The 26,245-nt window shown below is 61.4% G+C and carries 19 protein-coding genes and 3 pseudogenes; 12 read left to right on the top strand and 10 right to left on the bottom strand.

Translation table 11 applies throughout. The annotated features are described in order from the left end of the window. Positions 1–2: 2 nt before the first annotated feature. The 3 genes from Hrd1104_RS03950 (at position 3) to purM (ending at position 2,961) form a co-directional block, all read left to right on the top strand. On the top strand, positions 3–626 hold the full coding sequence (locus Hrd1104_RS03950) for a metalloprotease (protein ID WP_154553187.1): 624 nt from the start codon (positions 3–5) through the stop codon (positions 624–626). Positions 627–688: 62 nt separating this feature from the next. Beyond that, entirely contained in the window at positions 689–1,861 is a 1,173-nt protein-coding gene (gene eis, locus Hrd1104_RS03955; RefSeq protein WP_154551531.1) for an enhanced intracellular survival protein Eis, read from the top strand. A 47-nt stretch (positions 1,862–1,908) separates the two neighbouring features. Continuing rightward, positions 1,909–2,961: a phosphoribosylformylglycinamidine cyclo-ligase gene (gene purM / locus Hrd1104_RS03960; RefSeq protein ID WP_154551532.1), complete on the top strand. Its 1,053-nt coding sequence runs from the start codon at positions 1,909–1,911 to the stop codon at positions 2,959–2,961. Between the two features lie 319 nt (positions 2,962–3,280). On the opposite strand, the gene Hrd1104_RS03965 is transcribed toward purM, so the two are convergent. Both Hrd1104_RS03965 and Hrd1104_RS03970 read right to left on the bottom strand, forming a co-directional pair. Continuing rightward, positions 3,281–3,823, bottom strand: coding sequence for a CBS domain-containing protein (locus tag Hrd1104_RS03965; protein WP_154551533.1), 543 nt, complete (start codon positions 3,821–3,823; stop codon positions 3,281–3,283). Between the two features lie 48 nt (positions 3,824–3,871). Next, on the bottom strand, positions 3,872–4,246 hold the full coding sequence (locus tag Hrd1104_RS03970; protein WP_154551534.1) for a DUF555 domain-containing protein: 375 nt from the start codon (positions 4,244–4,246) through the stop codon (positions 3,872–3,874). A gap of 271 nt (positions 4,247–4,517) precedes the next feature. On the opposite strand from Hrd1104_RS03970, the gene Hrd1104_RS13035 reads away from it, so the two are divergent. The 4 genes and pseudogenes from Hrd1104_RS13035 to Hrd1104_RS03985 all read left to right on the top strand — a co-directional run. Then, the gene (locus Hrd1104_RS13035; RefSeq protein ID WP_195837627.1) at positions 4,518–4,694 is read left to right on the top strand and encodes a hypothetical protein; all 177 of its coding nucleotides are present in this window, start codon (positions 4,518–4,520) and stop codon (positions 4,692–4,694) included. A gap of 426 nt (positions 4,695–5,120) precedes the next feature. Beyond that, entirely contained in the window at positions 5,121–5,552 is a 432-nt protein-coding gene (tnpA, locus tag Hrd1104_RS03975) for an IS200/IS605 family transposase (protein ID WP_154551535.1), read from the top strand. After that, a complete protein-coding gene (locus tag Hrd1104_RS03980) occupies positions 5,549–6,823 on the top strand; it encodes an RNA-guided endonuclease TnpB family protein (RefSeq protein WP_154551536.1) in 1,275 nt (424 codons plus the stop codon). The genes tnpA and Hrd1104_RS03980 overlap by 4 nt, the downstream gene beginning before the upstream one ends. A gap of 51 nt (positions 6,824–6,874) precedes the next feature. Beyond that, positions 6,875–7,054, top strand: a pseudogene (locus tag Hrd1104_RS03985) (proteasome subunit beta); the annotation flags it as partial. Positions 7,055–7,076: 22 nt separating this feature from the next. Here the strand turns inward: Hrd1104_RS03985 and Hrd1104_RS03990 are convergent. The 4 genes and pseudogenes from Hrd1104_RS03990 to gyrB form a co-directional block, all read right to left on the bottom strand. Continuing rightward, a complete protein-coding gene (locus Hrd1104_RS03990) occupies positions 7,077–8,246 on the bottom strand; it encodes an NAD(P)/FAD-dependent oxidoreductase (RefSeq protein WP_154551538.1) in 1,170 nt (389 codons plus the stop codon). Positions 8,247–8,373: 127 nt separating this feature from the next. Next, complete coding sequence (locus tag Hrd1104_RS03995; protein WP_154551539.1) at positions 8,374–8,907, bottom strand: Rrf2 family transcriptional regulator; 534 nt, start codon at positions 8,905–8,907, stop codon at positions 8,374–8,376. A 420-nt stretch (positions 8,908–9,327) separates the two neighbouring features. Beyond that, the gene (gene gyrA / locus Hrd1104_RS04000; protein WP_154551540.1) at positions 9,328–11,802 is read right to left on the bottom strand and encodes a DNA gyrase subunit A; all 2,475 of its coding nucleotides are present in this window, start codon (positions 11,800–11,802) and stop codon (positions 9,328–9,330) included. Further along, positions 11,799–13,710, bottom strand: a pseudogene (gene gyrB, locus Hrd1104_RS04005) (DNA topoisomerase (ATP-hydrolyzing) subunit B). The gene gyrA and the pseudogene gyrB overlap by 4 nt, the downstream one beginning before the upstream one ends. Positions 13,711–13,981: 271 nt before the next feature. Between gyrB and Hrd1104_RS04010 the strand changes: the two are divergent. The 3 genes from Hrd1104_RS04010 to Hrd1104_RS04020 all read left to right on the top strand — a co-directional run bounded on the left by Hrd1104_RS04010 (position 13,982) and on the right by Hrd1104_RS04020 (position 18,658). Further along, a complete protein-coding gene (locus Hrd1104_RS04010; RefSeq protein WP_154553188.1) occupies positions 13,982–15,043 on the top strand; it encodes a TrmB family transcriptional regulator sugar-binding domain-containing protein in 1,062 nt (353 codons plus the stop codon). A gap of 70 nt (positions 15,044–15,113) precedes the next feature. Further along, positions 15,114–17,549 carry a DNA topoisomerase VI subunit B gene (locus Hrd1104_RS04015; protein WP_154551541.1) on the top strand — a complete coding sequence of 812 codons (2,436 nt, stop codon included), beginning with the start codon at positions 15,114–15,116 and terminating at the stop codon, positions 17,547–17,549. Beyond that, positions 17,546–18,658 carry a DNA topoisomerase IV subunit A gene (locus Hrd1104_RS04020; protein ID WP_154551542.1) on the top strand — a complete coding sequence of 371 codons (1,113 nt, stop codon included), beginning with the start codon at positions 17,546–17,548 and terminating at the stop codon, positions 18,656–18,658. The genes Hrd1104_RS04015 and Hrd1104_RS04020 overlap by 4 nt, the downstream gene beginning before the upstream one ends. A gap of 21 nt (positions 18,659–18,679) precedes the next feature. On the opposite strand, the gene Hrd1104_RS04025 is transcribed toward Hrd1104_RS04020, so the two are convergent. From Hrd1104_RS04025 to Hrd1104_RS04040, 4 genes are all read right to left on the bottom strand, one after another. Then, positions 18,680–19,867, bottom strand: coding sequence for a redox-regulated ATPase YchF (locus Hrd1104_RS04025; RefSeq protein ID WP_154551543.1), 1,188 nt, complete (start codon positions 19,865–19,867; stop codon positions 18,680–18,682). 110 nt (positions 19,868–19,977) lie between these two features. Beyond that, entirely contained in the window at positions 19,978–20,214 is a 237-nt protein-coding gene (locus Hrd1104_RS04030; protein WP_154551544.1) for a hypothetical protein, read from the bottom strand. Further along, positions 20,211–22,640 carry a type II secretion system F family protein gene (locus Hrd1104_RS04035; RefSeq protein ID WP_154551545.1) on the bottom strand — a complete coding sequence of 810 codons (2,430 nt, stop codon included), beginning with the start codon at positions 22,638–22,640 and terminating at the stop codon, positions 20,211–20,213. Before Hrd1104_RS04035 ends, Hrd1104_RS04030 begins: the two co-directional genes overlap by 4 nt. 1 nt (position 22,641) lies before the next feature. Next, positions 22,642–24,303 carry a type II/IV secretion system ATPase subunit gene (locus tag Hrd1104_RS04040; protein WP_154551546.1) on the bottom strand — a complete coding sequence of 554 codons (1,662 nt, stop codon included), beginning with the start codon at positions 24,301–24,303 and terminating at the stop codon, positions 22,642–22,644. Between the two features lie 206 nt (positions 24,304–24,509). On the opposite strand from Hrd1104_RS04040, the gene Hrd1104_RS04045 reads away from it, so the two are divergent. Then, a complete protein-coding gene (locus tag Hrd1104_RS04045) occupies positions 24,510–24,929 on the top strand; it encodes a DUF5793 family protein (RefSeq protein WP_154551547.1) in 420 nt (139 codons plus the stop codon). Positions 24,930–25,050: 121 nt separating this feature from the next. Then, positions 25,051–26,195, top strand: a pseudogene (gene sucC, locus Hrd1104_RS04050) (ADP-forming succinate--CoA ligase subunit beta). Positions 26,196–26,245: the final 50 nt, after the last annotated feature.

Here is a 26,245-nt window from a genome sequence, read left to right on the forward strand (position 1 = left end):
GTGTGCAGCTTCGATTCAGTCGTCGTGAGTTGGTGGACCTGTTCGCTGCGTGGGTTGCTTTGAGCGTTGCGTTCACAGTGTTTCTCAACCCGTATCTGCTCGGTGGCGCGACAGTGGGACTCGTCGACGATGTAGTCGAGACGTTCCTCCGCCAGTTTGTGACGAGCCTCGGCACGGTCGGTGTCGCATTCATCTGTCACGAACTCGCCCACAAAATCGTCGCCGTCCGGTTTGGCCAACTGGCTACATTCCGCGCTGACTACGGCCTCCTGTTGTTAGCAATCGTCTCTGCGCTGGCCGGGTTCCTGTTTGCCGCCCCTGGCGCGGTCGTCCATCGCGGTCGCATCACACCACGTGAGTCCGGGCTTATTTCGCTTGCCGGTCCGGCAAGCAACCTCGTGCTCGCTGCCGTGTTCTTCGCGACGACACTGGTTGCCAGCCCCGCGGTCGCTGACGCCGCGGCCCTCGGCGTCACGGTCAATCTCCTGTTGGCCGGGTTCAATATGCTCCCCGTTGGCCCGCTCGACGGTCGGACTGTCGTCCGGTGGAATCGGGCCGTCTACGTGGCCGTTGCCGTGCCGTCGATCGCGCTGGCCGTTACAGCGCTGTTCGGTATCGGCTTCTGATCTGTTCGTCACTGCTCGGCGTCGAACGATACGCTCTTTTCGTGTCCCCGTGATCGACGGGCATGGTCGAGCATCGCCCGGTGGCAGGCGAGGACGTGGACGCTCACAGACGAATTCGGCGATACGCTTTCCACGCCGCGGACGGACCGGACCCCGAAGACGAGGACGGGCCGACGATCGGCCAGCCGTTCGGGCTGTACGACGACGGGACGCTCGTGAGTATCGCCAAACACTACGCTTTCGACGCGCGACTCCGGGGTGAGTGGGTCGATCTGGCCGGACTCGGCGCAGTCGCGACCCCACCAGCATATCGCGACCAGGGGTACGCTCGCCGATCGTTACAGGCCTCGGTCGAACGCCTGGCTGATGAGGAAACGCCACTCGTTGCTCTCTGGCCCTTCGAGACGGCCTTCTACCGGCAGTTTGGATGGACAACGGCAAATTACGTCCATCGGTTCGACTGTCACGCCGACGCCTTGACCGAGTTCGATGTCGATAGCGGGACGTTCCATCCTGTCGGTCCCGACGACTGGGAGTCCCTCGAAGCGGTCCACCTGGCTGCTGGCGACGGCGAGACCCTCTCGGTGCGGCGGAGCGAACAGTGGTGGCGCAACCGGATTCTCCGCCAGTGGGGTCAAGACCGCCGCCACGCGTATCGGTACGACCGGGCCGGAACCCCGGCCGGGTATCTCGCTTACGAGGTCGAAGATGGGACGCTGTCTGTCGCGTACATGGGAGCCGTCGATTACGACGCCTTACGGGCCTTACTCTCCTTTGTGGGCCGCCACCGCGCACAGATCGAAACCGTTGCTTTCGAGCGAGCCGAGGGGGCTGCACTGCTCGACGTCCTCTCTCGACCCCAGGACGTCGAGTGCACACTAACGCCGGGGCCGATGGTCCGGGCCACCGACGTGGCGATGGCTCTGGAAGCCGTCTCCTATCCCGACACAGTCGAGGCTGACGTGACGCTCACCGTGACAGACCCGCTCGTTCCCGACAACGCGGGGCAGTATCGCCTGTGCGTCGCCGACGGGAGGGGCCTTGTCGAATCCGATCCGGACACCGACTCGGACGCTCGGATCGGTGTGGCCGGACTGTCGGGGCTGATCGTCGGAGCGAGAGACGCGACGGCTACAGCGCGTGCTGGCTCTGTCGAGTTCGTGGATACAGGTGTCGAGCGAACGCTCGACGAACTGTTCCCCACTGAACGTGTGTTTCTCCGGGAATTCTTCTGAGAGCGACAAGCGGTGGGCTTTTGCGGCCGCCGCGCGCCCACTCGGGTATGACCGACGACGAGACGTCACCGGGGACCGACGACGAGAGCGGCGCGGCTGAGACAGCCGAGGATCCACCGGCAGAGCCGACCGACGATGGATTGACCTACGCCGAGACGGGCGTCGACATCGAGGCGAGTGAGGCCGCCACGTCTGCATTGATCGGGGCTGCCGGGGACTTCGAGGGCGATTTTGCAGGGCTGGTCGACATTGGAGAGCAGTACCTCGCGTTGGCGACCGACGGTGTCGGGACGAAACTCCTCGTTGCCGAGGCGCTCGATGATTACTCGACGATCGGCATCGACTGCATGGCGATGAACGTCAACGATCTGGTTGCGGCGGGTATCGAACCGGTCGCGTTCGTCGACTACCTGGCCGTCGAAGAGCCGGATAGCCAGGCGAGTGAACAGATCGGGGAGGGCCTCGGGATCGGTGCCGAATTCGCCGACGTGGCGCTGGTCGGCGGTGAGACGGCCGTTATGCCGGAGGTGATCGACGGCCTCGATATCGCAGGGACTGCCGCCGGACTCGCGCCGAAAGATGGACTGTTCTCGGGGGAAGCTCAACCGGGCGACGCGATCGTCGGCTGGCCCGCAAGCGGGATTCACTCGAACGGGCTTACCCTCGCTCGCGAGGCCGTCACCCGCAACCACGAGTACACCGATCCATTCCCACCGAACCCCTCGAAATCCATCGGCGAGGAATTGTTGGAGCCCACGCGCATCTATACGGACTTGCTGGCTCCGCTGCGTGAGTACGGCGCTCACGGGGCCGCACACGTAACTGGGGGTGGCTGGCGGAACCTCACGCGGATGGGCGCCTATCGATACGAGGTAGAGGAGCCATTCGACACCCAGCCGATCTTCCAGTTCGTGCAGGCGGAAGGTACCGTTGGGGACAGGGAGATGTACCGGACGTTCAACATGGGTACTGGGTTCGTCGCAACATTGGACCCGGACGATGCGATGCGTGTCGTCGAAGCGACCGACGACGGTCGGATCATCGGCCGCGTTATCGAAGACGACCAGGCCGTCTCGGTTCGCGGATTGGACCTGGCCTGACGGCCCTGGCCGTCGGCTCTGTGGGCTGGGTTCTTCTCGGGCACGTTGCTCGTCTCGCCTCTCGTCGTCGACTACGCCGAGAGCACGCTATGGTCGGTGTCACTCGTTGTATCGGTCCGTCTCTCCCTCGCGAGCAGTAACTGTGGGCTTGTCGGACGTGGAACGTTCCCCGTGGATCGTCCGCGAGCACTCTTGCCTGGGCGAGATGCACTGACGCTTTCCGAACGGTTGCGTTATCTCTCATCATGGCACAGACGTACGCCCACAGTCAAATCACGGCTTCGACACTTATCGGGCGGTACACGGTCAGGTGCGAGCTTTAGCTCACGTGGGCAGCGATGTCTGCATCAGTGATGATCCCAACTGTCCGCCCGCTCTCGACGACCATGACTGCGTCGTGGTGATCGAGGTAGGTGTCGACCTCATCGAGCGTCGCACCGCGTTCGACCGTCGTCATCGATTCGTGCATCACTTGTGCAACCGGCAGTTCGCCGACGTTGTCTTCCGACCGTTGACGGATATCCGCGTTCCCGATGAGGCCACTCGGTCGCCCATCACGGATGACCGGGACTTGTGAGTACCCTTCAGCATCCATCAGCTGCTTTGCCTCGTGGACGCTATCGTCCGGGGCCACGCTGGCGATCGGTGCGTTCATCAGATCGTCTGCTCGAAGGACGCCACCTTCCGCTTCGCCCAGTGCGTTGACGATCCGCCGTAGCGTCGAGAGGCGCGGATCGACGTCGCCACCCTCGATGCGGGCGATTAAGGGCTGGGAAACGTCGGCTTTGTCTGCGAGTTCGCTCTGGGTAAGTCCAAGATCAGTCCGGCGCTCGCGTAGATCGTCCGGCGTTGGTAGATCCATACCCGCTAATAACCGAAAGTAATACAAAAACCCTCCGGCGGCGGCCGCTCAGTTGCCAGTCTCGGCGGGTGCGTCGGCTTCGTCCTCGAATTCCACTGTCTCGACGACTTTCAGCGGAACGTCCCTGAGCGCGCCACCGATCTCGCTCTTTGCGATCCGCTGGGCGTGTTCGATACTCTCGGCGTTGAAGACCTTCATCTCCAAGACGAGGCCCACCAGTGCCGTATCGGCGGCAATGAACGCCGAGTCGAACGGTTCGCCACAGGCGGGACAGGTCGTGGCACCGACCTCGACCTCGACGTAATCCATATCCTGGTCGTTGAGCCGCTTGCCTGCTTCGCTGACGGCAACGCCGATCGCGTCATCGATGTCTTCGACGTCACGAACCAGCCAGGCTGCTTCCATTGCCACGAGGTAGTTCATGTACGAACCCAACCGGCGCGCCTATTCGTGCTTTTTGATTTTGCCCCACCGCGCACGTCACGCTAATAATGGCCATAACTTATGGGTACGTCGCTGTGCGCTCATCCCCCTGTTATATATCGACATCCAGTCATCCCTATCGAGTTGGAACGAATCCAAGTGAGGTTTGATCGCCATACTGCGGCCCGTTTGTTTTTCATTATCTATCCAACTATCACGGAAGCAGCAATAATCCTTTTATACCCTCACGTGACCACCTCAGATGAGGACAATGGACACGTACCTGTACCGCGCCAGCCTGTTCGTGCTGTACCAGCTGACGCTGCTCGTTGGCATCCTCCTGTTGCCGGTCGCACTGCTCGCCCGGCGCGTTGGATTCACGCTGCCACTCGATCGCCTCGTTACTCGCTTGGGGAACGCCTACGACCGAACTGCCGACGGATCGTGATCCGGGGACCCAGTGTAGCCGGGCCGTGGCCGCAGCTACCCTAACGGATGGTTTTATCACTGCCGGGACGGTAGCCGGTCGGTATATTCGAAGACGGGTTCGACGCTGATCTCTCCCTCGACAGCCCCAGCCACATCCCCGACAGCGGGACGCCAGTCTACGAACCGGAACTCGGGTCGCTCCCCGAATCGGGGGTCGATGGCGAGGTCAACGAGACGGGGACGACGACCATCGGCATTACGGAAAATTCGAGGCGAAAGCCTCGCCCTTCAGGGGCATGGCGAGAGCGAAGCTCTCGCTGCAACCGAAAAGCTTCGCTTTTCGAGGACGGGGATGAAGCCGACCAACAGTATTCAACCGCCAACGATGGCACGGACGGGGTTCCAACGCAATCTTTAAGCCGTCCGACTGTGATAGTATGCATAGATGGTGAAGAGTACCCGTCACGCGAAATACGAACTCTACTACCACATAGTGTTCGTGCCGAAATCGGGCGGGACCGAAGGTCCCACTGACCTCGCGGAACAAGGTTCCGCTCAGTATCGGCGTTCGCACTTGACGGGGAAGACGAAGGAACGTCTCGAAACCATCTTCGCGGAAATCTGTGAGGACAAGGACCTCGAACTGGCCGAATCTGAGGTCATGCCCGACCACGTACACCTGTTCATCGGGAGTCCGCCGAAGAACGCCCCGTCACTCATCGTCAACTGGGTCAAGGGCATATCGGCGCGGAAGTATAATCAGCGATACGACGACCGCGTGAAGTGGACTCGTTCGTACTACGTCGGCACGGCGGGAAGTGCCTCGAAGGGCGCTGTCGAACGCTACATCGCTGAACAGGAAGGTGGCGACGAATGAATCGCGTCAACACCTTCGAGGTGGTTCCACAGACCGAGAACGACAAAGAGTGCCTCCTACGGCTACTTGACGCCTCCGCCTCCCTGTGGAACGAACTGACCTACGAACGTCGTCAGAACTACTTCGGTGACGACGACGTGTGGGACACCTCCGAGTACCGAGGACGATACAACGGCGTCGTCGGTAGCGCGACCGTCCAACAGGTCACGCGCAAGAACAGCGAAGCGTGGCGGTCGTTCTTCGCGCTAAAAGAGAAGGGCGAGTACGCCAACCCGCCGTCGTACTGGGGCAACGAGGAGGACGGACGCGAACTCCGCACCTACATCCGATGCAACCAGTACACGATTCAGTGGGGCAAGCGTAGCCGTCTCGAAATCCCCGTCGGGCAAGAACTGAAAGACGAATACGGACTCGGCTACCACGAACGACTCCGCCTCGAAGTCCGAGGCAACCCGAAGTGGGACGGCAAACAGGGTCGTCTGGAACTTGAGTACGACGAGGTGAGCGACACGTTCAGGGCTTTCCAACCAGTCACCGTACCTGATTCTCGACTGGATTCACCACTGGCTTCTCACGAAGCCGCCCTCGACGTTGGCGCAAACAACCTCGTCGCCTGTTCCACGACCACTGGGAACCAGTACCTCTACAACGGTCGAGAGTTGTTCGGACAGTTCCGCGAGACGACCGACGAAATCGCCCGCCTCCAGTCGAAACTCCGCGAAGGACGCTACAGTTCCAAACGGATTCGACGGCTGTACCGACAGCGAACGAAGCGCCGCGACCACGCACAGAACGCGCTGGTGCGCGACCTCGTTGAACGGCTGTACGACGAGGGCGTGGCGACGGTGTACGTGGGTGATTTAACCGACGTGCTGGAAACGCACTGGTCGGTCAGGGTGAACCAGAAGACGCACAACTTCTGGGCGTTCAAAAAGTTCATCCACCGTCTCGCCTGCGTCTGTGAGGAATACGGCATCAGTCTTGAAGCCGAGTCGGAAGCGTGGACGAGTCAGACGTGTCCCGAGTGTGGCGACCACGAGGAGACGGTTCGCCACGGCGATACGCTGACGTGTTCGTGTGGTTTCGAGGGACACGCCGACCTCACGGCGTCAGAGACGTTCCTTCGAGAAAACAGCGATACGGAAGTCAGGCCGATGGCACGGCCCGTGCGATTCGAGTGGGACGACCACGATTGGTCGGGGAAACCACACCCTCACGAAAGTCCCAAAGAAGTGCGCACAAACCCGCAAGTTGCCTCCGTGGGTCGGTAGCCGAACCCCCAACGGAGGAATCCTCGCGCTTTAGCGCGGGGAGGATGTCAAGGGACGCTCGAAGAGCGCTACGAAGAAAACATGAGCAACGACGAGGCAATCGCAGTCGCCACGGCGGCGATCCAGGCCGCCGCCGAGCGGGACACTGGCTCGGGCAACGGCATCTACGTCGCCGAGATCACCGACGACGGTGTTGATATCGAGGGATACCCGGACTTCGAGGACGTTTAAGGCGTCTAGACGGGCCGCGTTCCTACATCTTCCCCCAGGCGGAAACCGCCCGAGAGAGTGACGACACGTCGGCGATCCATCGCGTTGCGATAACTTTTTTGAGCACTTTGGCACCGATTCCGCCGAACGTCTCGATCGGCGAGTACAGAACGTTCGTTGCCACGGCGTCCTCACCGACGGAGACGACCGTGCCCTTGTCTTCGAAGCGCCACTCCTTCAGCGGTTGCCCCCGGAGTGTCCGGGCAATGTTCTCGGCGGCGACGTCTGCTGCCTGCCAGGCGGCCTGGGCCGTTGCGGGCGCGGGCTCGTCACCGGGCTGATCGATGAGAGCTGCATCACCGATCGCGAACACCTGGTCGTGGTCGGTCTGGAACGTCGTCGTCGTTCGCAGCCTGTTACTCTCCCGATCTTTTCCGATCTCGACGTCGTTCATTTCCTCTTGGCCGGTGATACCGCCAGTCCAGACCAGCACGTCATAGGGGAGCTGGTCTCCATTTTCGAGGTGGACTGTCTCGGCATCGACGTCATCGATGAACTTGCCAGTCTGGATCCGTACCGACCGTTCCTCGAGACGATCGCGGATCGCTCCCCGGAACGCCCGACTGTTGCCGGGCACGACCGACTCCAGCCCTTCGACGAGCGTGATCTCGATGGGCGCGTCGTGGTGGTCACGATAGGCCGCGATCTCGCCGGCAACCTGGACGCCCGTCTGCCCGGCACCGCCGACCAACACGGTGGCTGGATCGTCCGGCGATGCGTTCTCAGTCGCCTCGACGATCGCGTCGTGGATCGCCAGGGCGTCATCGAGGCTCTTCAGCGTGAGTGCGTGCTCTTCGAGCCCTTCGATACCGAAGAATGCGGTCCGACTGCCGACCGCAACGAGCAGGTAATCGTACTCGACAGTACTGCCATCGGCGAGGTGGACCGTCCGGCCGTCGGTTCCGGTGTCAATCGTCTCGACGCGACCTTCACGGAACGTTGTTGCGGGGGATTTGATCTCCTCGATCGGGATCGTGATGTCGTCTTGGACAGTCGGATCCCGGATACAGCGATGAGATTCGTGAAGAACGAGGTGATAGGGCTTCTCCGAGACCCACACGAGATCTTGGCCGTCGTCGAGTTCGGATTCGAGCCGTTGGATCGCCCCCGCGCCCGCGTACCCGGACCCCAGGACGACCACCGTCTCAGTCATACCCGCTCGTCAGTGAGGGGTGGATACAAACCCTTTGAAATCCCGTCGCTACGGGAAGGCAACGTCGTAATTGCTGTTTCGAACGCGGTGAGAATGCCCGGCTGTCGCCCGCGGCGTCGCGGCTGGGTCAGTGTTCGGGGGTTTCGGCCGGTGCGACCATGTCGTCGATCGTCAGAATGAGTTTGTTACTGGTATCGTCTTTCCCGTCGAGTGTCCCGACGATCTGGAGTTTCGACAGGGGAGTCGGACCGACGGTCACGCTGTCGCCCTCCGCGTAGTTACTGAGCGAGCCCTGCAACGTCACTTCGGCGCGACAGTTTTCGGGGTGGTGAACGCTTGCGAGGTTGATCTCGGCGACGTTTGCCTCTTCGCTTCGCTCACCGTTGTGATACAGCGGGACCTCGGCGGCGTGATCCATGTCCTGGATCTGGAGTGCATCGTAGGCAGTGGCCGTCGGTTTGTAGCCGCCTTTCGGCCCAGGGACGCCTTCGACGAGTTGGAGTGCTTTCAGCGACTGCATTTGGTTGCGGATCGTCCCCGGATTTCGATTGACCTTCTCGGCGATCTCCTCGCCTTTGACAGCGTTTTCACTGTCCCGGTAGAGATTAATGAGTTCCTGGAGGATGTTTTTCTGGCTAGGTGTGAGTTCGATTGATGACATGAGTTATTTTTCGTGATAGCCGGTCTTAAATGCGACGGTGACACCTGATTCTCGGGAACGTCTCTTGGTAGCCGTTACCTCGACAGATTCTAGATAGCCATCGCCGCCGGTAATCCGATTCCAACCCCGTTATATGGATGTTGACATATCTGCCACCACGTCCGATTCGAACGACTAGCCAGATTCTCGTTGCGGAACCCACGAAGGGGCCTGTTGTGGGATTTGACCATTGGATCTCCAGCCTTCTTCCGTGCCTGGGCTAAGGGCGCTGTCCTGACGAACCGCTTCAACACGGGTTGTGTATGCGAGCGGGCGTCGCGTCCCAGTACCTGTCTCATCCGAGACGGCTGAGAGCCACCTTACTGATGGCGTGAGTGAAATTCTGTGAGTGCGCTCGACGGTGCCGGTTCGAAATGGCCGTTACTCTTCGGTTTCGCCTGTCGACCCCGGAATGACGTCCACGGAAGCGACTGTATCGCCGACTTCGACGTCCATAATCGTCACGCCCATCGTGTTGCGCCCGACGGCCGAAACATCGGCGACCGGACACCGCATGATCTGGCCCGTCGCGCTCATGACGATCAAGTGATCGTCGTCGCCAACGGCTTTCACGGCCGTGACACGTCCGTTTCGCTCACCCGTTTTGATGTCGATCAGTCCCTTGCCGTATCGCGATTGCGTCCGATACGCAGAGAGGGGTGTCCGCTTGCCAAATCCGTTCTCGGTGACGGTCAGCAACGACTGGTCGTCGCCGTCTTCGGTCGCGACCAGCCCGGCAACGACGTCCCCGTCTTCGAGATCGATACCGCGAACACCACGGGCTGTCCGACCCATCTGTCTGACGTCTGTTTCGTCGAAGCGGATCGTCATCCCACCTTCCGTTGCGATCACGAGATCTTCCGTGCTGTCGGTGACGGCCACGTCTACCAACGCGTCGTCGGCTTCGAGCTTGGCAGCGATGATCCCCGTCGAGAGGATATTCTCGAACTCCGAACAGCAGGTCCGTTTGACGTAGCCCTGCCGGGTAACCATCGTGATGCACTCGTCGTCGTCGAGTTCGTCGGTACTGACGACGGCAGTGATCTCTTCGTCGTCGTCGAGATCCAGCAGGTTGATCGCCGACTTCCCGCGGGCGGTACGTGACATCTCGGGGATCTCGTAGGTCTTCAACCGGTAGACCTGCCCTTGATTCGTGAAGGCCAACAGATAGTCGTGGGTGTTCGCCCGGAACACCTTCGAGACGCTGTCTCCCTCTTTGGGATCGGCCCCGATTATCCCTTTCCCGCCTCGTCCTTGCGGGTCAAAGCGGTCTTCGGGCATCCGCTTGATGTAGTCGTCTTCGGTGATGACGACCAGGCAGTCTTCTTCCGGGATGAGGTCTTCACGCGTGACTGTCCCGTCGTCTTCGACGATACTCGTCCGGCGATCGTCGTCGTACTCGTCTTTGACGGCCCGGAGTTCGTCTTTGATGACCGCAAACAGTTCCTGTTTGTCGTTCAAGATCGTCTCTAGGCGCTCGATTTCGGCCTGGACTTCTTCGTACTCGGCTTGGACCTCGGCGGCCTCCATCGACGTGAGGCTCCCCAACTGCATCCGGACGATGTGCTGGGCTTGCTCGGCCGAGAAATCGAAGGTTTCCTGCAGGCCGGTCTTGGCAGCGTCCCGGTCGTCGGATTCCCGGATGAGGTCGACGACGGCCTCGACGTTTTCGAGCGCTTTCAAGCGCCCTTCGAGGATGTGGGCACGGTCTTGTGCCTCTCCGAGATCGTACTCCGACCGCCGACGGACGACTTCCTTGCGGTGGTCGATGTAGTGCTGGAGTGTCTCCTTGAGCGTCAGGACCCGCGGCTCGCCATCGACTAAGGCGAGGTTGATCACGCCGAACGTCGACTCGAGGTGATTGTCCAGAAGCTGATTCTCGACGACATCCACGTTCGCGCCACGCTTACATTCGACGACGACCCGTACGCCGTCCCGGTCGGACTCGTCTCGGAGGTCCGAGACGCCTTCGATGAGCCCCTCGTTGACGTCCTCGGCAATCCGCTCTACCATTCGGGCCTTGTTCTCCTGGAAAGGGATTTCCGTAATGACGATCCGGGGGCGGCCCGAGTCCAGTTCGTCGATTTCGTACTCTGCGCGGACCGTCAGGCGGCCTCGCCCGGTCGAATACGCCGAATGGATCGCGTTTTTGCCGACGATATTTGCTCCGGTCGGGAAATCCGGTCCCGTGACGTACTCCATGAGGTCGGTCACCTCGGCGTCGGGGTTGTCGATCAGGTGGATCGTCGCGTCGATCACCTCGCCGAGGTTGTGTGGCGGAATGTTCGTGCTCATCCCGACGGCGATGCCCGACGAGCCGTTCACGAGGAGATTCGGAAAGGCCGCCGGGAGGACCTCGGGCTCTTGGAGACGATCGTCGTAGTTTGCGGTGAAGTCGACGGTCTCTTTCTGTAGGTCAGCCAGTAACTCCTCGGCGACGGGGGCCATCCGGGCCTCCGTGTAGCGCATCGCAGCAGCCGGATCGCCGTCCATCGAGCCGAAGTTGCCCTGGCCGTCGACCAGCGGGTAGCGCATCGAGAAGTCCTGGGCCATCCGCACCAGGGTGTCGTAGATCGCGCTGTCGCCGTGGGGGTGATAATCCCCCATGGTGTCCCCGACGATCGACGAGGACTTGCGGTGTGAGGAGCCACTTGTGACTCCCATCTCGTGCATCGCATAGAGAATACGTCGATGGACGGGTTTGAGGCCATCCCGGACGTCAGGCAGGGCGCGACCGGCGATGACGCTCATCGCGTAGTCGATGTAACTTTGCTCCATCTCGTCTTCGATCCGGACGTGATCGACGCGTGCGGCTTCGACGTCTGTGTCCGGGTTGTCGGGTAGCTCTGAGCTCATATATCGACCCACTCGGCTTCTGGGGAGTGTTCCTTGATGAACTGCTTGCGCGGCTCGACGGCATCACCCATCAGCACCGAGAACATCTTGTCCGCGGCAGCAGCATCGTCGATGGTGATCTGCTTGAGAAACCGGTTTTCGGGATTCATCGTCGTCTCCCAGAGTTGCTGTGGATTCATCTCACCCAGTCCCTTGAAGCGCTGGACCTGCGTCGGGTTGCCGTTGCACTTCTCTTCGACGATCTCGTCCCGTTCTTCGTCTGTCATCGCGTCGTAGGTTTCGCCACGGTACCGGATGCGGTACAGCGGTGGACGGGCGGCATAGACGTACCCGGATTCTAACAGTGGCCGCATGTGTCGATAGAAGAACGTCAACAGGAGTGTCCGAATGTGCGCACCGTCGACGTCCGCGTCGGTCATCATGACGATCTTCTTGTACCGACACTCCTCGATGTCGAATTCGTCACCGATCCCCGTCCCGATCGCGGTGATCATCGCTCTGATCTCGTCGTTCTCGAGGATCCGATCGAGGCGGTGTTTCTCGACGTTGAGGATCTTGCCCTTGATCGGGAGAACGGCCTGGTTTTCGGGATTGCGTGCCTGTTTGGCACTGCCTCCGGCACTGTCTCCCTCGGCGATGAACAATTCGGCCTCGTCGGGATCGCGTGTCTGGCAATCAGAGAGCTTGCCCGGCAGCGCCGTCGACTCCAGGGCACTCTTGCGGCGCGTGAGCTCTTCGGCCTTTTTTGCGGCTTTGCGGGCCTTTGCGGCCTCGACGGCTTTCCGGACGATCGCCTGGGCGACGTCGGGGTTCTCCTCGAAGTACGTCCCGAGGTTCTCGTGCATCGCACTCTCGACGACGCCACGGACCTCGCTGTTGCCCAGTTTGGTCTTCGTCTGGCCCTCGAATTGTGGATCGGGGTGTTTCACCGAGATGACCGCAGTCAGCCCCTCGCGGATATCATCGCCTTTGAGGGTGTCGTCGATCTCGCCCAGCAGGTCGTTCGTGCTGGCGTAGTCGTTGACGACACGGGTCAGTGCCGTCTTGAATCCGGTGAGGTGGGTGCCCCCTCTCGGGTGTTGATGTTGTTTGCGAAAGCGTGGATCGAACCCTGTAACTCGGTGGTCGCCTGGATGGCGACCTCGAGTTTGATGCCCTCCCCTCGTCGGTGAAGTAGACGACCTCCTCGTGGAGGGCGTCTTTCGTTTCGTTTAGATACTCGACGAACTCCCTGATGCCCCCCTCGTACTGGAAGTGTTCCTCGTTGTCGTCGCGTTCATCAACGAGAGAGATGGCGACGCCGGAATTGAGAAACGCCAGCTCTCGCAACCGGTTTGCTAGCGTCGAAAACTGGAAGTCCGTCGTCTCGAAAATGTCTTCGTCAGGGAAAAAGCGGATCGTCGTTCCGGTCCCGTCCTCGGGTGTGAGGTCCCGTACCCGTTCGAGCGACCCGACCGGTTCGCCGTGGTCGAACGACTGTCGCCAGACACCGCCGTCTCGCTTCACTTCGACCGCTAACTCCTGGGACAGGGCATTGACAACCGAGACGCCGACCCCGTGGAGGCCGCCAGACACCTGGTAGGACTTGTTGTCGAATTTCCCACCGGCGTGTAGGACAGTCATGATAACTTCGACCGCAGGTGCGTCGTGGTCGTCGTGTTGGTCGACTGGAATCCCCCGCCCATCGTCGGTTACCGAGACCGATCCATCGTCGTGGATCGTGACGTCGATACTGTCACAATGGCCAGCCAACGCCTCGTCGATGGCGTTGTCGACGACCTCGTAGACGAGGTGGTGCAATCCTCTCGTATCCGTCGAACCGATGTACATCGCCGGTCGCTTCCGGACGGCCTGTAACCCCTCCAGAACCTGGATTTGACCGGCACCGTACTCGTTATCGTCGCTCATAAAACACTGTCTCGTTGTTTCGTCTCGTGGGTCTTAAACCCCTCGTGCGCGCGCGCACGGACCTCTGTGCATGTGAAGAAATAATACAAACAATTTATTTATATGGGGAGCGAACGTCGACACATGTTGGGAATTGTGTACGGTGCCGACGGCCGTGAAGTCAAACGGGCGTTGACACTAATGAACCCCTCGGTTCCCGGTCGGGGTCGAGCGGGTGGGGGATGTGCAACTGATCGCGAGCTCTTTGGGGGTATCCGGTCCAATGACTGAAATCGACGACTCGACGCTCGGAACACAGCTAGAGCGGTTCGGGCTTTCCGAGACGGAGATCCAGACGTATCTGGCCGTGCTGGAAAACGGCGAAGCTAAGGCCAGCACGATCGCCGATGCGACCGGCGTTTCGAAACGCTACGTCTACAGCGTCTGTGAAGAACTCGAAGAACAGGGGTTCGTCGAGGTCAACGATCACGTCGTTCCGACGAAAATCCGCGCCAAACCTCCCGAGGAAGTGATCGAACTACTCTCGAACCGCCTCGAAGAGATTCAGCCAGCTCTCAAACGCCGCTACTCCGAGTCCGAGGCCAGGCCCCAGCGCTTCGACGTCATCAAGTCCCGGGTTACCGTCCTCAAGCGAATCAACGAGTACATCAGCCAGGCCGACCGCCGTGTCGGGCTATCGATCCCGTATTCGTCTGTCTCCCGCGTCGCGGAGGAACTCCAGGATGCCGTCGATCGGGGCGTCCTCGTGTTGTTGTTGGTGACGAATGCTGAACCGGATCTCGAAGAACTGGCTGGCTACGACCGGCCGATCGCCAGTGTCGTCCGGAGTTGGGACGCATCGATTCCCGTGATCCTCGGTGCCGATCGGGATCTCGGGATGGTCTCCTCCTCAGAGATGATGACGACGGCCAACAGCGACGAGCAGGCGATTTCGCTCGTCCAAGAGCGAATCGTCCCGACGCTGTATGGCTCGTTCCTGGCGAATTTCTGGGTCTCGGCCGAGCAAGTCCAGGTTATCGATCCGGCACCACTCCCCCAAACCTACCAGAGTTTCGAACAGGCGGTCTTCGAAGCTACCCTCCGGTTGCGTGACGGCGACGCGATCGACGCCTGCGTCGAAGCCTTGCATAGCTCCGAGGACAGCGAGACAGAGACGGTTACTGGGCGGGTAGCCGACACGCGACAGGGGATCGTCGATCCGATTAGCAACGAGTTCCCGATCGAGCACTCGTTGCTCATCGAGACGGACGAAGGCGAAATCACGATCGGTGGCACTGGCGCGTTCCTCGAAGAGTACGAGGCCCGGACAGTCACGCTCGAAGCCGCTGAGTAGTAACGTCTCCGCCGGCGGTGACCGGCCATCGGGAAGTCTTTAACCACGGGACGGTTGCACTTTCTACAGGATGTCAGGGAGGCAGTCGACACTCGGCGAGGAGGGGATCGCCCAAGAGTTGGCCCAGAGCCAGCGCTCGATCTCTATCGCCGAGTTCTTCGAGAAGAACAAGCACATGCTCGGGTTCGACTCCGGCGCCCGGGCGCTGGTCACGGCCGTCAAAGAGGGCGTCGACAACAGCTTAGACGCCTGTGAGGAAGCCGATATCATGCCGGATATCTACGTCGAGATAGCGGATCTCGGTGACTACTATCGTCTCGTCATCGAGGACAACGGCCCCGGAATCACCAAGGAGCAACTCCCGAAAGTCTTCGGGAAACTCCTGTATGGCAGCCGCTTTCACAAACGCGAGCAAAATCGCGGCCAGCAGGGAATCGGGATCAGCGCAGCCGTCCTCTATTCACAATTGACCAGCGGCAAACCGGCGAAGATCACGTCACGAACGAACGGCAGCGAGACGGCCCACTACTTCGAGTTGATCATCGACACAGATACCAACGAGCCGGAGATCAGCGTCGACGAGACGACCACGTGGGATCGCCCACACGGGACCCGCATCGAGGTGGAAATGGAGGCCAATCTGCGAGCCCGTCAGCAATTGCACGACTACATCAAGCATACGGCAGTCGTCAACCCGCACGCCCGCATCGAGTTCGTCGAACCGAACATCGACGACCCGCTGAAGTTCGAACGCGCCGAGGGAGCTACACTGCCCGCCGAGACCGAGGAGATCAGGCCCCACCCACACGGTGTCGAACTCGGCACTCTCCTGAAGATGCTGGAGGCGACGGACTCCTACTCGATCTCCGGATTCATGCAGGGTGAGTTCACCCGCGTGGGTGCAACGACCGCCGAGAAGGTCCTGAACAACTTCCGGGACCGGCATTTCGGTCGTGAAATGGCCTGGCGACCGCCCGAGGCCCACGAGGGCGATCTCGAGGTTACCGTCCGGGCTGCAGTCGCCAACAAGGGCAAAGACGCCACGAAGTCCTTTGCCCGTGAGGTTGCTGACACGATCGGTGACCGCGAGCGGATCGCCCACCACGAACTCCGGGCGGTCGTCGACGTGGCGGCCGAGGATGCGGCCGAGGGATTCGGAACGACCTTCGGAAGTACGGTCCGAGAGAAAGCCACAGCCGCTGCCTGGGCGGCGCTTCTCGGGGACACTGACGACGGTGAGCCCCGCGAAACCCTCGCTTCGGACCTCTACGGGCTCGTCGAGGCCGCGACGAGTTCTCGGAAGGACGACGCTACCTTGCACGGCCTGGCCGATCGCATCGCCACGAAGTTCCTCGACAGCGACGACAATCGCCACCGCTGTACGCGGGACGAACTCGAGGAGTACGTCCAGCGAGCCGCAGAGAGCACTGAGGAGTACGACGATGCGACGATCGGCGAGACCGCGCGTGAGAACGTTTGCGAAGCGATTTGGGACGTTATGGTGACCGTTCCCGACGAGCCGCCGAACGTCTCGACTGTTGCAGACGGGCGCGATACGGCCTCGGAACTCCTCGAAGCGATGCGGGAGACAGATATCATCTCCCCGCCGACGGACTGTCTGGCCCCGATCACCGAGCGCTTAGTCGAGGAAGGACTGCGCAAGGAGTTCGACGCCGACTTCTACGCCGCGGCGACCCGCGATGCCGCGGTATCGGGTGGCGACCCATTTATCGTCGAGGCCGGGATCGCTTACGGGGGCGATCTGGAAGACGGCGGCGCCGTCGACGTGATGCGCTTTGCCAACCGCGTGCCGCTGGTCTATCAGCGTGGGGCCTGTGCGACGACGGACGTCGTCAAGACGATCAACTGGCGCAACTACGGCCTCGATCAGCCCGGCGGATCAGGCCTGCCCAACGGGCCGGCCGTCGTGATGGTTCACGTCGCCTCGACGAACGTGCCCTTCACCAGCGAATCGAAGGACGCTATCGCGAACGTGCCCGCGATCGAAGACGAGATCGAACTCGCCATCAGGGAGGCCGCCCGCGAACTCAAGTCCTTCCTCAACAAGCGCCGGTCGATGCAAAAGCGCCGTGAAAAGCAGGACAAACTCGGGACGATCCTTCCCGAGATGGCGACCAAACTCTCCGCGGTAACCGGTCGAAAAGCCTTGGACATCGACGACTCGCTGGCTCGGATCATGAACAACGTCTTGATCGAGCGGGAGGTCGAAGACGGCACCGTCCGGCTGGTCGTCGAGAACAACGACTCGGCGAACGCCGAGCCGGAGATTACGGATATCGTCACGGTCGAACCAGACGACGTACACGCGGACGGCGACGACGCTCGTGTCGTCGAGATGGACGGCGAATGGTTCCTCAAGTGGTCGCCAACGGTCGCCAGCGGCGAAGAGGCGGCCCTGACCTACGAGATCGATGGCGACGCCGACTTCGACATTTCGGTGGATGGGATCGAGAGCGCGAAACTGACCGTGGACGGTGAACAATGAGCACTGAATCAAGCGAGACGACAGACGCGACCGAGGGGGACGCCCGCGAGCGGTTGCTCGATCTGGCAGCACAGTTTTACGACCAGTTCGAGCGCGGCGATGTCCCGCACATGGACGTCCCGACCCGGACCAAGACCAACATCGAGTACGACCCCGAGCAGAAGGTCTGGGTCTACGGCGACCGGAAGAGTACGCGATCGGCCAACAGCGTCCGTGGAGCCCAGAAGCTCCTGAAAGTCATCTACGCGATCGACTTCCTCGCCAACCAACTCGAAGAAGACCGTTCCTCGACGCTGCGTGAACTGTACTACCTCAGCGAGTCCTGGGACTTAGACGAGGCTCAGTTTTCGAGTCAAGACGAGTCAAACCAGCTCATCGAGGACCTGGAGATCGTCTCGGACGTCCGCCGCGAAGAGTTCCACATGCGTCCCGAGGAGTCCGGCGCGAAGGTGATGGGCCCCCTCCGCCTGCGCGAGCAAACCAACCGCGGCGACCGGGAGATCCACTGTCAACACGACGTGGGCCAGGGTGGCTATCAGATCCCCAACGACCCCGACACGATCGAATTCCTGGACAACGACGCTGAGTTCGTCCTGTGTGTGGAAACCGGCGGTATGCGTGACCGACTCGTCGAAAACGGGTTTGACGACGAGTACAATGCGATAGTCGTCCACCTGGGCGGCCAGCCCGCCCGCGCGACCCGCCGGCTGACAAAGCGCCTCCACGACGAACTCGGCCTGCCCGTGACGGTGTTCACTGACGGGGACCCTTGGTCGTATCGCATCTATGGATCCGTTGCGTACGGGTCGATCAAGTCCGCCCACCTCTCGAAGTACCTCGCGACGCCGGAAGCGCAGTTCATCGGCGTCCAGCCCGAGGACATCGTCGAGTACGATCTGCCGACCGATCCCCTCGCGGACTCCGACATCAACGCCTTGGAGTCCGAACTCGAGGACCCACGGTTCCAGACCGACTACTGGGAGGAACAGATCGAACTCCAGCTCGACATCGACAAGAAATCCGAACAGCAGGCCCTGGCCTCCTACGGCCTGGACTTCGTGACGGATACGTATCTGCCGGAACGTCTGGACGAGATGGGTATCATCTAGGACGCGCGGGGGCGAGCGGTCTCAGTTCGTCGTCGTGATCTCGAGGACGTCGCGGTGATCGAGTTCCGTCTCTGCGCCGACCTGCCGTTCCGAGCGCGCGTCCTGGGCGTGGAGGAACCCCTCGCCGATGTCCGTATGCAGGAAGTACGCGAAGTCCTCGGCTGTCGAGCCGTCGGGGAGCACGAAACAGTCCTGCAGGAAGGTCCCGTCGTCCTTCGGAGCGCCGGAACCGGGGAAGACGGCGATCGCCCCCAACACATCGAACAGCGCCGTTTCGAGGACACTTTGGACGCCAGTCCCGCCGTAGGCCCCGACGAACTCGCGGATCTCCTCGAGCCCGGCGGCTTTCTCCGCGGGGAGGTCAGCCGTCACCGCGAAGTCCTCGTCGCCGGGCCGGTACTCGAGGACGCCCTGCTCGTCGCCGTTCTTCAACGCCTTCTCGGCGTGGGCCGAGACGGGGACGAACGTCAGGTGCTCGTACTCGGGGTCGGTCGTCACCGCCTCCCAGTTGTCCTGTGCCGCTTCAGTGTCCATCTTGTTGGCGGCGATGACGATCGGCTTAGTTCGGATCCGGATCTCGCGGGCGAGGGCTTGCCGATCGGCTTCCTCCCACGTGTCGGGATCGAGTTCGAGCCCTTCGCCGAGGATGACCTGCTTGATCTCGTCTTCACCGATACCGAAGGCCGAGAGCTGTTCGGCGAGATCAGCCTCGACATTCCCGTCGTCCCCGTTGTAGCCCGAGTGGTAGCGCTCGATGCCCTTCTCGAAGATATCGAGATACCACATGTCGAGTTCGTTCTCGAGGAAGTCGATGTCCTCACGCGGGTCGTGATCCGTCGTCGGTTCGCCTTCCAGATCCGTCTCGCCGGTGAAGTCGACGACGTGGACCAGCACGTCCGCCTCGTTCAGATCCGAGAGAAATTGATTGCCGAGCCCCTTGCCCTCGTGGGCACCGGGCACGAGCCCCGCGACGTCGACCAGTTTGGTCGGGACGAAGCGGACGCCCTCGGCACAGTAGCCGTGGTTCGGGGTACACGTGTGATCGAACTCGGGGGCGGCACACTCGACGCGGACGTAGGCTTCACCGACCGATGGATCGATCGTCGTGAACGGGTAGGCTCCTTCAGGCACGTCGTTCATCGTCGCTGCATTGAAAAACGTGGACTTCCCGACGGAGGGCTTGCCCACGAGGCCGATCTTGTAGCTCATTGGCGACTAGCAGTCAACGGTCGGCTAAAACGTTCTCATCCACCGTGTGTTGGCCAGGGATTGACAGGGGAGCGAGACACGTTCGACGAGTCGCTCGAACCAGCGAGTCGTCAAGCGCTCCCGGGGATCGGGATGTCGGCAATCGGTTGGTCCACCTCGAAGCCGGGACTCGTCTCGACCGCTTTCCCGATAAGAGGGTCCCCAACGGGTTCGAGCGCAGTCGTCTCGGCCGACTCCGCCGGGGAGATCGTCGCTTCGACCGCGACGGCGTCCCCGCCCGAGCGGTAGGGTCTGTCGACGTCCAGTGAGAGTTCACCGTCGCCGTTGACGTCGAGAGACGGGCTCACTCGTTTTCGCCGTCGTCGGGGGGATCGATCCTCGCATCGACGGCGATCGCCCCGTCGCTGGATCGGTACGGATGATCGAGCGAGCCGCCAGCGTAGCTGAGGCGTTCGTCGTCGTCCGTGTCTTGATGTGGCACGGCCACGAGCGTCGCTTGGGTGCGTATGGGCTCGTCGATCTCGACGACGACGTTCGTATGCTCTCCTGGGGGCAGATACCCGGTCTGGCCGACGACTTGTCCGTCTTTGGTCCGCTCGTGAACCACGACGAATCCACCTTCCGACGTCGAGACGGAATCGATCGTCACGGTCTGTCCGATCGCCTGCTGATTTTGCATCGTCAGGGAGGCAACCGGCGAGGAGGCTACGAGGATCAAGACGTACGCGATCGTCAACAGGATCGCTGCGTGTTTCGCCCCGTCCTTGAGCGTGCCCTCGCCGAGTTGGCCCGCGATGAACCCCGACAGGACACCCTGGATGAGTGCGGCATGCAGAAAGACGAGCGTGTACGCCGGTTTGTTCACTTGCCCGAGGCGAGCGAAGGCGGTGACGTCGACGCCCAGCCGGTTTGACTGATCCGGAACGGGAACGTTGTTCGGCAGGCTCGGCACCAGGACTTCTTGGACAGCGAAAATAATCACCAGAAAGACCAGAAACGAGACGTAGATGACCACGAGGTAGGTGAACATCTGTTGGCGGCGCTCTCGGCGCATGCGGAGGTCAGACCGGGCCTGTGTGGCAGCGATCCGGAGTACCGGCCCGAGCTTGCCGCTTGCTTTCATCGCGTTGGTCAGCAGCGAGACGACTCTGGCGGTCGAAGATGTCCGCACACGCCGACCGAATCGGCGGAGGGCGTTGGACGCGTTTGCTCCCATCGACATGTCCGTCCAGATACGGTTAACTTCGTCTGTCAGCATCCCGAGGTCCGTATCGCGAACCCGATCGACGCTCTCGACGAAGGACATCCCCGCTTCGTTGAGACTCGCCAGTCGTTCGAGGAGTTCCGGCGTCGCGGCCTCGATACGGTCGATCCGTCGGGTGTATAGCTCCCGGACAATAGCGTAGGTCCCGATCAGGAAGATCGTCACCTGGACGAGCACGTCGTCGGCGAGCCGAAGGTTGAACCCGTACTCGGTAACCGCCGCTGGGAGCGAGATCGCAACCCACAGCAGCGCGATCGGCACCGTGATGTAAAATACTCGTGACGGGTTCCAGAGGATGGTCTGTACTGGTTGGCGCAAGACTCGTTTGATGCGTGCCACGCGGTCGTACAGTGCGAGCTGGGCTCGCCCCGCAGCCGCGTAGGCCAGGTTACTTCTTTTCGAGCTCGCGGTGTTTGGCATGCGTGTCGCCGATTCCGATCCCGTTTGAATGGCCTCTAGTCCGCTCTCGCGGGCGACTCCAAGCTCCTCTAACTTCTGGGCCAGATAGACGACGAACAGCGCGTTCGACAGCGGGACGATGACGTACGCCAGCATCTGCAAGATCGGGAGGGTGTCGGTGATCGTCAGCCCGAACACGAGCAGGATGGTAAACAGGAACAACACCCCGGCCACCAACGTTGTCACGTACGCCTCAGCGATCGTCGCAAGTAATTCGAGTACCTCCGCCTGTCGTTGTTCGGCTTCCTCTTGGAGTCGCTCGTACTGGTCTTCGAGGAACTGTGGGAGCTTCTGGCCACTCGAAAGCACACTCGCTAAATTCTCGGCAAACGTCCGGAACGGGTCGCTGGGACTGCGGTGGGCAGTCCGACGAACCGCCGAGATCATGTCTCGGCCGAACAGATCCATCTCCCGGACGGCGACACTCATTTCGTCTGCGGCGTCCCCATAGATCGCCCGGTTGCGTCCCAGCGTTCGCATCACTTCCGGGAATGCCATGCCACCGCGGGCGAGGGCGTAGACGAACGCCACTGTCCTGGGTAGTGCCTCGTTGATCCCCCGCCGGCGGACTTCCGCGTGGCCGGATGGCAACTGCCAGCGCAAGACGTAGGTCAGAATTGCCGAGAGCACGCCGAACACGACGCCTCCCGCAGTCAGGACGAAGAAGACCTGATTCGGGGACAGAAGAATCTCCATGTTTCGTTCCCCCAGCACCTCCCCCATGACAGAAGGGAGTTCGGCGAGGATACCGGCGACGATCGGGAGCACGACCAGTGCCGCGCCGACGGCATAGACGCCGATGACGCCACCGACGACCGAGGCGGTCGCCGTGTACAGGTAGGTCTTGGCGGCGTAGACCCGGTAGGTCGTATCGACGTAGGCCGATTCGAGGAGCCGGCGTCGCTCGGCGGAGGCGGGCACGTATCGGCTGAAGTACCGGCGTGCGATCCGAGTGACGAGCCGATCGAGGCGCTTGCTGAGACGGGTTGAGGCGACTGCCGCCGCGATCGTAACGGCGACCACGAGCGGCAGGTACCCGACGACACTCATGTTAGGTGTCGCTGTCTCCCTCGATCGCGTCGAGGGCGGCTTCTTTGTCCGCGTAGTACCTGTTGACCTGGGCCGTAAACCGGCGGTAGTCGGTGACGTCCTGGTCTCGCATCGCACGCAGGAACCGCTGTCTGTCCCGTAGCTCTTCGAGCAAGTCGGACTGGCTCCAGCCACGCTCCTCTCGAATCTCGTCGAGTAGCGTGGAGTTACTCTCCCCGAAGGTGTCCTCGGTCGGGCTCCACTCGTAGACGTTGGCGTAGTCGAGTTCGCCCGTTCGCTGGTCGATCCCTTCGATCTCCGCGAGCACTTTCGCCCGCCGGACTCGCTCGTCGCCGTACCGTGCAAGCACCTGCACACAGAGGATGTCCAGACTCTGGACCATCGGTCGCGGGACGTTGATCGGCTCGTTCTCCAAGCGATTGATGACCGTCTGAACGGAGTCGGCGTGCATCGTCGAGAACGTCGTATGCCCGGTGTTCATCGCCTGGAAGAGTGTAATCGCTTCCTGGCCCCTGACTTCCCCGACCACGATGTACTCGGGACGGTGGCGAAGCGCAGAGCGCAACAGATCGTACATCGTGATGTCGTCTTCGTCGAAGCGCTCGCGGGTGACACTCGAAAGCCAGTTGTCGTGATACAAAGAGAGTTCACGGGTGTCTTCGATCGTGAGGACCTTCGCCCGCGGCGGAATGAACATCGAGACGGCGTTCATCGAGGTCGTCTTGCCCGCGGCAGTCCCCCCCGCAAACAGCAGGGACTTGTTGTGCTCGATTGCCAGCCAGAGGTAGGCCAGCATATCCAGACTGAACGTGCCATACTCCACTAGATCGATCGGCGTGAAGGGGTCGTCGGCGTATTTCCGGATAGTGAACGCCGACCCGTGTGGCGTGACTTCCTTTCCGAGTGCGAGTTCGATCCGTGACCCGTCCGGGAGCGTCGTCGAAACGACGGGATCGGCGACGCTGATGTGGCGACCGGAGCGCTGGGCCAACTGGACGACCACGTCGTCGAGTTCGTCCGCGCTGTAGGAGACGTTCGTCTCGATATCGGTGTACCGATCGTGATAGGCAAAGATCGGGAGATCGACCCCGTCACACGAGATGTCTTCGATCGCTGGATCGTGCATGAGCGGATCGATCTTCCCGTAGCCCTGGAACTCCCGGTAGAGGTAGTAAAACAGTCGATGGACGGTCTCTGGATGGACTTTGACGCCGTACTCTTCGAGCCGATCGCGCAGTTCGGCGAGCAGGGCTCCTTCTGGATCGTCGTCGACATTCTCGCGGTACAGAAGCGGGTCCCGTACGTCTTCGAACAGGCGTTCGAGGAGGTCCCGCTCGAACTCGTCGAGATTCGGCTCGGCCACGTGGTAGTAGTGTTCGTCCTGTTGGGGATCGTGGTTGATCGACGCGAACGCGTAGGGCGCATTCAACCAGTAGCGCTCTAGCTCGTCCATTTTCGGGTCGCCGTCGAACGTGACCAGTCGGTCGTGGCGCGTCGGATCGTAGTTTTCGGTGACAACCTGCGAGCCTGCGAGGACACGCCCAACTCGTGAGAGCCACGCCTTCGCGTCCGCTACCCGATCAGTTTCCTTGCTGGCAGGGCTCTCCTGACCGGCGCGTGAACCGACATCCACATCGTCGATGGCTGGATCGCTGTCAGACATTCGTCAGTTCTGGCCCAGTGTCGTAGTGGTGCCTTGTTGCGGATTGCAAGTCCAACTACTTAAATTCGGCCGGCGGATTCTCAGCGGCGAGAACAGGTCGCCCCCGTGGCCAATTCCGATCCGCGTGACCTCGACCGACGGTCCCCGGCCGATCCTGACGCCGCCGTCACCTTCATGCTAATAGAACACATACCAACGAGTACCGGATGAAGCGCGAACACTTCAGCCTCACCGTTGCCCCCGAACCCGAAGAGAGCGACCGCCCGACGCTGCATATTGCCTACGACGGGCCGACAGCGTTGCTTCGTGAGCGATTACACAACCCAGAGGACGAGGCCCTAACGGACGACGAGATCGACGTCGCGTTTCGCTTACAGGACGACACACGGGGTGTGTTGAGTATCGCCGATCGACACACTGGGGCGTTCGTCTTCGAGCTCGAGGCCGATCTCGATGCGATCGATCGGATCGTTCAGGCCGCAGAGGCCGACGACGAGCGCTACCGGATCGTGATCGAGACTGACGGGGACGCTTGGACGTACGACAAAGAGACGCTACTGGTCTATGGGGTCGATGGCCAACTGCTCCGCACAGACAGCCTCATCCCCGGCAGTGTCGAGCTGTAGGTCCCAGACCCTGGAGAAACAGACTGGTTTCTGGTGGCATACCCGGCAGCATTCACCGGATGTTTGTGAGACGGTACCAAAAAGCGAGATTTAATGCGTCCGCCCTTCCCATGGGGGACACATGCGATTGCACGAGTACCAGGCCAAGCGGCTGTTCAGCGAGGCCGGTATCCAGACGCCGGCGTCTGGACTGGCTTCGACGGTCGAGGAAGCGGTCGAGGCGGCCGAATCGATCGGGTATCCGGTCGCGATCAAGGCCCAAGTCCACGTCGGCGGCCGAGGCAAGGCCGGTGGGATCAAACTCGCCGACACTGCCCAGGAGGCCCGCGAGGCCGCGGGGGAGATCATCGGTATGGATCTCAAGGGCTACACCGTCGATCGCGTCCTCGTCGAGGCGGCAGTCGATTTCGTCACCGAGCTGTACGTCGGCGTGACGATGGATCGTGGCGCGGGCAAACCCGTCGCAATGGTCTCGACGAAAGGCGGGGTCGACATCGAGGAGGTCGCCGAAAGCGATCCCGACGCGATCGCTCGGGAACACGTCGACCCGGCCCACGGATTACACCCGTACCAGGCCCGGAAAGCCGTCTACGACGGGGGCGTCGAGCGCGAATTCGCGGGCGATGTCGCTGCGATCCTCTCGACGCTGTATGACCTCTGGGACGAGACTGACGGCAGTGACGCCGAGATCAATCCCGTGATGATCACCGACGACGGAGCGGTCGTCGCCGCTGACGCCGTCTTCAACGTCGACGACGACGCCCTGTTCCGTCAATCCGAAATCGCGCAGTTGGAGGGCGAAACGAGCGGCGACGACCTCGAATCGATGGCCAGCGAGTACGGGTTCGATTACGTCCGCCTAGATGGCAACGTCGGCATCATCGGGAACGGCGCTGGACTCGTGATGACGACGCTCGATCTGGTCGATTACTACGGCGGGGCGCCGGCGAACTTCCTCGACATCGGCGGCGGGGCAAAGGCCGGTCGGGTCCGCAACGCTTTAGAGGTCGTCTTCGCCGACGAGAACGTCGACAGCGTGGTGTTCAACATCTTCGGGGGATCACGCGCGGCGACGAGGTTGCACGCGGTATCAACGACGCCCTGGAAGCGTTCGACGAGATTCCGAATCCGGTCACTGTCAGATTGGCAGGGACCAACAGCGTCGAAGGCATGGAGATACTCAACACAGAGCTGGTGACCGTCGAGGAGACCCTGGAGGCAGCCGTCCAGCGTGCGGTTGCCGACGCCGAGGAGGTGGCACAATGAGTTCTATCAGACGATTCGACACTCGCTTCGCTCGGTCGACTGCGACTGAT

The sequence above is a fragment of the Halorhabdus sp. CBA1104 genome, from assembly GCF_009690625.1.
In the GTDB taxonomy this organism is placed as follows: Archaea; Halobacteriota; Halobacteria; order Halobacteriales; family Haloarculaceae; genus Halorhabdus.